The 6,101-nt window shown below is 44.3% G+C and carries 5 protein-coding genes and 1 tRNA gene; 5 read left to right on the forward strand and 1 reads right to left on the reverse strand.

Going from position 1 to position 6,101, the window contains the following annotated elements; genetic code table 11:
- Positions 1-13 precede the first annotated feature (13 nt).
- The 4 genes from B5F71_RS10545 (at position 14) to B5F71_RS10560 (ending at position 4,726) form a co-directional block, all read left to right on the forward strand.
- Complete coding sequence (locus B5F71_RS10545; protein WP_087210018.1) at positions 14-1,159, forward strand: TlpA disulfide reductase family protein; 1,146 nt, start codon at positions 14-16, stop codon at positions 1,157-1,159.
- 173 nt (positions 1,160-1,332) lie between these two features.
- Positions 1,333-1,797 (forward strand): transcription elongation factor GreA, encoded by a 465-nt coding sequence (gene greA, locus B5F71_RS10550; protein WP_022039826.1) that lies wholly within the window; start codon positions 1,333-1,335, stop codon positions 1,795-1,797.
- A 59-nt stretch (positions 1,798-1,856) separates the two neighbouring features.
- The gene (locus B5F71_RS10555; protein ID WP_087210021.1) at positions 1,857-2,261 is read left to right on the forward strand and encodes an HIT family protein; all 405 of its coding nucleotides are present in this window, start codon (positions 1,857-1,859) and stop codon (positions 2,259-2,261) included.
- Between the two features lie 134 nt (positions 2,262-2,395).
- Complete coding sequence (locus B5F71_RS10560) at positions 2,396-4,726, forward strand: TonB-dependent receptor (protein ID WP_241148591.1); 2,331 nt, start codon at positions 2,396-2,398, stop codon at positions 4,724-4,726.
- An 82-nt stretch (positions 4,727-4,808) separates the two neighbouring features.
- Here the strand turns inward: B5F71_RS10560 and B5F71_RS10565 are convergent, their stop codons facing one another.
- The gene (locus B5F71_RS10565) at positions 4,809-5,852 is read right to left on the reverse strand and encodes a mannose-1-phosphate guanylyltransferase (protein WP_087210028.1); all 1,044 of its coding nucleotides are present in this window, start codon (positions 5,850-5,852) and stop codon (positions 4,809-4,811) included.
- A gap of 164 nt (positions 5,853-6,016) precedes the next feature.
- Between B5F71_RS10565 and B5F71_RS10570 the strand changes: the two genes are divergently transcribed.
- Positions 6,017-6,100, forward strand: a tRNA-Leu gene (locus B5F71_RS10570).
- The last annotated feature ends 1 nt before the right edge of the window (position 6,101 follow it).

A 6,101-nucleotide genomic window follows, 5' to 3' on the forward strand; every position in this document is an offset into this window, starting at 1 on the left:
ACAGGTTTTTAGAATGAAAAGAAATGCTTATATCGCCGCAGCTCTGTTGTTGGCAGGCATTACCGCCTGCAACAACGAGCCTGCTTTTACCGTTGAAGGTGAAATAACCGACGCGGCCGACAAAATGTTGTATTTGGAACAGACCGGACTGGAACGCATCGTTCCGCTTGATTCTATCAAACTGGATGAAGAAGGAGGGTTCAGCTTCTCCGTTGCTCGTCCGGATGCTCCCGATTACTATCGTTTGCGCATTGATAACAAGGTGATTAATTTTGCCGTTGATTCTACCGAAGCGGTGAAAGTGCATGCCGGTTTGGGCAATTTTGCTACAGGATATGAGATAGAAGGTTCGGAAAACAATACCAAGATAAAGGAGCTGGTATTGCTTCAGGCTTGCTTGCAGGAGCGTGTCAACCGCGTGGCGCGGTCGGGACTGCCCATCGGCATAGCCCAAGACAGTATACAGAAGATTGTGACGGCCTATAAGGATACGGTGAAGCACAAGTATATTTTTGCCGGGCCTAACAAGTCATACGCTTATTTCGCTTTGTTCCAGGAATTGAACGGGTATATGATTTTCGATCCGCTTACCAGTAAGGAGGATGTAAAATGCTTTGCGGCGGTAGCTACGAGCATGAACAATATGTATCCTCATGCCGACCGTTCGCGCAACCTGTATAACATGGTAATAAAAGGGATGAAGAATACACGTGCGCCGCAAGTGAAACCCTTGGAGATTCCGATGGACAAGGTGGAGGAAACCTCGATTATTGACATTCCCTTGCGTGATGAGAATGGGAACCTGCATCACTTGACCGACCTGAAAGGCAAAGTGGTGCTAATCGACTTCACGGTGTATGGAGCATCCGAGTCGGGTGCACGTAATTTATTGTTGCGCGAAGTATATAATAAGTATAAGGAGCAAGGGCTGGAGATTTATCAGATTTCGCTGGATACTGATGAGCATTTCTGGAAAACAGCAGCAGATAATTTGCCATGGATTTGCGTGCGTGACCCTCAAGGTCCGTATTCAACGTTTCTTCGTCTGTATGGAGTATCCCAGTTGCCGGCAAGTTTCCTGGTCAACCGGAGCAACGAGTTGAGTTTGAGGGTAGGAGCTGATACTGATTTGGACGCGGAGATTAAGAAATTATTATAACATGTTGCAAAGCATGTGAAAATACAGTGCTCCAACACTTGACTGGTATTATAAAAAGATTTACCTTTGTCGCAAATCAACATAGGAAGGGTTCCGATACGTAATTATGTATCGGAATTCTTTTTTGTTTTATAAGTAAGAATATAAACGAAAAATTAAAGGAGGAAAACATTATGGCTTATATGTCAGAAGAAGGTTATCAGAAACTGGTGGCCGAATTGAAACATCTGGAAGCAGTGGAACGCCCTAAAGTGGTGGCGGCTATTGCCGAGGCACGTGATAAAGGAGACTTGTCGGAAAATGCTGAATATGATGCAGCAAAAGAGGCTCAGGCTATGCTGGAAATGAAAATCAATCAGTTGAAGGCTACTATCGGCGATGCTAAAATCATTGACACATCGAAACTGAAGGCGGATACTGTGCAGATTCTGAGCCGTGTGGAACTGAAGAATGTCAAGACAGGTATGAAAATGGCATACACTATCGTATCGGAAACAGAAGCCAACCTGAAGCAGGGAAAGATTTCGGTCAATACACCGATTGCACAAGGCTTGCTGGGCAAGAAAGTGGGTGATGTGGCTGAAATAACCATTCCACAGGGGAAAATCAGTCTGGAAGTAACAGGAATTTCATTTTAACGGTAAGGCAGGCTTGCGTAAGCGCGCAGGTTTGCCTTACTTTTATTATATATAAAGGTATGGCAACAATATTCAGTAAAATCATTGCGGGAGAAATCCCCAGCTATAAAGTGGCAGAAGATGACCGCTTTTATGCTTTCCTCGACATTAACCCGATGGTAAAGGGACATACATTGGTTGTCCCGAAACGGGAAGTAGATTACATCTTTGATTTGGAAGACGAAGAGCTGGCGGCGATGCATGTATTTGCCAAGCATGTGGCATTGGCCATCCAGAAAGTCTTTCCTTGCCGTAAGGTCGGCGAAGCTGTATTGGGGTTGGAAGTACCTCATGCACATATTCATCTGATTCCGATGCGAAGTGAAAAAGACATGTTGTTCTCTAATCCGAAGTTGCAGCTGAGCGATGAGGAATTTAAGAAGATAGCCGCTGCTATACATGAAGCCTGGGAAGGCAATGCTTGATAAAATCCCCCTCCTACTTATATAATATAGCATAAAAAGCCATCCCCTGAAGGATGGCTTTTTTGTGTTGATAGATTTTTTCTTTTATGATAAAAAGGATTTATATCAGTATCCTGTTGGCAGCACTTGGGTGCATGATTTTCGCACAATCGCCAAGGTATAAGATTGAAGGAACTGTAATAGACCGGGATACACGTGAGCCGTTGGAGTTTGTCAATGTGCTGGTTATGGGTGTGGGTGTCGGTGCAGCAACCGATGCCGACGGACATTTTATTATCGGAGAAGTGCCGCCGGGTATTTATTCCCTTCAGGCTTCCATGTTAGGGTATAAGACAATCGTAACAGCTGAATATCGGGTAAATCATCGTACACCTCATATCTGGATCGAGATGGAAAAAGAAGGTGCACAGCTTTCCGAGGTGACCGTTACGGCTTCCCCTTTTCAACGGGTGGCTGAGAGTCCGGTCAGCTTGCGGGTAATCGGTATGCAGGAAATAGAAAAGGCTCCTGGCGCCAACCGTGACATATCACGTGTGGTACAGAATTATCCGGGAGTAGCGTTTTCGCCTGTTGGGTACCGTAATGACTTGATTGTACGTGGAGGAGGTCCTTCGGAAAACCGTTTCTTTTTGGATGGGATAGAAATACCCAATATCAATCATTTCAGTACGCAAGGGGCATCGGGTGGCCCTGTGGGTTTGATTGATGCGGATCTGATACGGAATGTAAAGTTTTATAGTGGCGCTTTTCCGGCAAATCGGGGAAATGCCTTGAGTTCGGTGCTTGATTTTCGTTTGCGTGATGGGGATATGGAGCATAATTCTGTAAAGGCAACGTTGGGAGCTTCGGAAGTTTCACTGACTTCTAACGGGCATTGGGGCGACAAGACTTCGTATGTAGTGTCGGTGCGCCAGTCGTATTTACAGATGTTGTTCAAACTATTGGGCTTACCTTTTCTTCCGGCATATACAGATGCTTCTTTCAAGTTGAAAACCCGGTTCGATGCTCATAATGAACTTACAGTCTTAGGCTTGGGCGGTATAGACCGGATGAGGTTGAACTTGGACATCAATGGGGAGGATGCCGAATATCTCTTGAGCTATTTGCCTAAGATAGAGCAGGAGACTTATACCGTAGGAGGGGTGTATCGGCATTATGCCGGTCCCCACGTTCAGTCGGTGACTTTGAGCCATAGCTACCTGAACAACCGAAATTTAAAATACCGGGACAATGATGAGAGCAGTGAAGATAATCTGATGTTACGTTTGCGCTCGGTAGAGCAGGAAACCCGGTTCCGGTTGGAAAACACGTCACGATGGAATGTGTGGAAGCTGAACGCCGGAGTAGAGCTGAGTTATTTGCAATATACTAATACGACCTATCAACAGGTTTTTACCGATGCTGCACATTTGTACGATTATCGTACCGATTTGGGGATATTCCGTTGGGGAGTATATGCTTCTATGGACTATACGGCTCCCGACGAGCGTTTTACGGCTTCGTTGGGTGTGCGTGCCGATGCCAATAATTATAGTGATAAGATGAAGAAACTGGACCGGCAGCTGTCTCCACGCTTGTCTGTATCATGGAGACTGGCAGAGGGCTTGTTTTTAAGCGGGCATACGGGACTGTATTACCAGCTCCCGCAATATACAGCATTGGGCTTCAAGGATGAGTATGGCCGATATGCAAATCGTCATTTGGATTATACTTCGGTATCGCAGACCAGTGCCGGACTGACTTGGCATCCGAATGAGACGGTGGAAGTGTCGGCAGAAGGATTTTATAAATTGTATAAGGACATGCCATTGTCTGTAGCCGATGGTATCCCTTTGTCGTGTAAGGGAAATGATTACGGGGTTATTGGAAATGAGACTCTTGTTTCAGATGCTGAAGGACGTTCGTATGGTGTAGAGGTGATGTTTAAATGGTTGCTTGTCCAGCGTTTGAACTTGTCTTCTTCGCTCACTGTATTTAAAAGCGAGTTCCGTAAAAACAATCAAGATACTTATGTGCCTTCGGCATGGGATAATCGGTTTATATTCAATGTGAGCGGGACATATAATTTCCCTAAACAATGGAGCGTGAGTATGAAAGTATGTTGTATAGGAGGGTCGCCTTATACACCTTATGATGTGGAGAAATCATCGTTAGTAACGGCTTGGAATGCACAAGGCAAGGCGTATTATGATTACAGCCGGTATAATACAGGGCGTCTTCCTGCTTTTGGCCAATTGGATGTTCGGGTCGACAAGATGTTTTATTGGAAGAAATGTATGTTTGGCATTTATCTTGATATTCAGAATATAACGGCAAGTAAGCTGCGCCAGCCCGATGTCTTGATGAGCACCGGGGAAATAGAAAATCCTTCTGCTCCACTTGCCGAACAGCGTTATGTGATGAAGTCCATCAAACAGGAAAGTGGAACCTTGCTTCCTACTATTGGCATTACTTTCGAGTATTGATGCTTTTTTGCCCATCACAGATTACACACACATGGTAGGATAATTCCTTTTTATAGTCTGTGTAATCTGTGGTGAGTGGAATTCAGGAGTATTTCTCCCCGAATTTCATTTCTACATCGTTGATAAATTTGCGCATGGCATCTTGGTCATCTTTCTTGCAAATGAGCAATGCATTGTCGCTTGCGGCAACCAAATAACCTTCCAGACCTTGAATAACGGCCAATTGCCCTTCTGGTATGGAAATAATGTTGTCCTTGCAATTATATAATAAGGTGTTACTATGAATGATGACATTCTGGTGGGTGTCTTTGGGAGATGCATCATACAAAGATTCCCATGTACCTAAATCTGCCCAGCCGAAGTCACATAGTTGTACGTATACGTTGTTGGCTTTTTCCATAATGCTGTAATCAATGGAAATGTTGGGGCAGGAGGTAAAGTCTGGTTTGTCACATTCAACGCGCGGACATATTTCTGCCATGATTTCATGGAAAGCTTTCAGAATCGTATTGACGTGCCATACGAAAATGCCGGAGTTCCAATAAAACTCGTCACTTTGGATGAATATTTCGGCAAACTCCCGTGCAGGTTTTTCGATGAAAGTCTTTACTTTATAGAAATCTCCTTCTTTCTCTTCATCTATCTGGATATAACCGTATCCTGTATCCGGACGATTGGGTTTGATGCCCAATGTTACCAGAATATCGTTCTTCGATGCAAAGTCCAATCCTTTCAAGATGGCTTCTTTAAATTCTTCAAACTTCAGAATAAGATGGTCCGAAGGTGCTACCACGATAGTCGCGTTCGGGTTAACTTGCTGGATGATGTGCGAAGCGTATGCAATGGAAGGGGCTGTGTTGCGCCTTTCTTCTTCTACAATCAACTGTTCTTCTGGAAGCTCCGGAAGTAATTCGCACACCAGCTGCTTGTAATCTTTGTGTGTTGTAATGTAAATGTTTGTCGGTGGAATGATTTGTTTGTAACGGTCGAATGTCTGTTGCAATAAAGTTTGGCCTGTTCCGAAGAAATCCAAGAATTGTTTGGGCAGATTTTTCCTGCTGTACGGCCAAAACCGTCTTCCCATTCCTCCGGCCATAATGATACAATAGTAGTTGTTGTTCATGATAATCAGGGTGGCTTTAAAAGTTTATGCTAAGATAGCAGATTATTTTGAATAAACCACTCGATACGCTTCTAAATAGTGTTAGACAATTTTTTTTTCACTTTTTTATTCATATCCTTTGTAATTTCAAAAGATTTGTCTATCTTTGCACCGCAATTCAACGGAATGCCCAGATGGCGGAATCGGTAGACGCGCTGGTCTCAAACACCAGTGGAGTAAAATCCATCCCGGTTCGACCCCGGGTCTGGGTAC

It is taken from the genome of Bacteroides sp. An269, assembly GCF_002159755.1.
In the GTDB taxonomy this organism is placed as follows: Bacteria; Bacteroidota; Bacteroidia; order Bacteroidales; family Bacteroidaceae; genus Phocaeicola; species Phocaeicola intestinalis.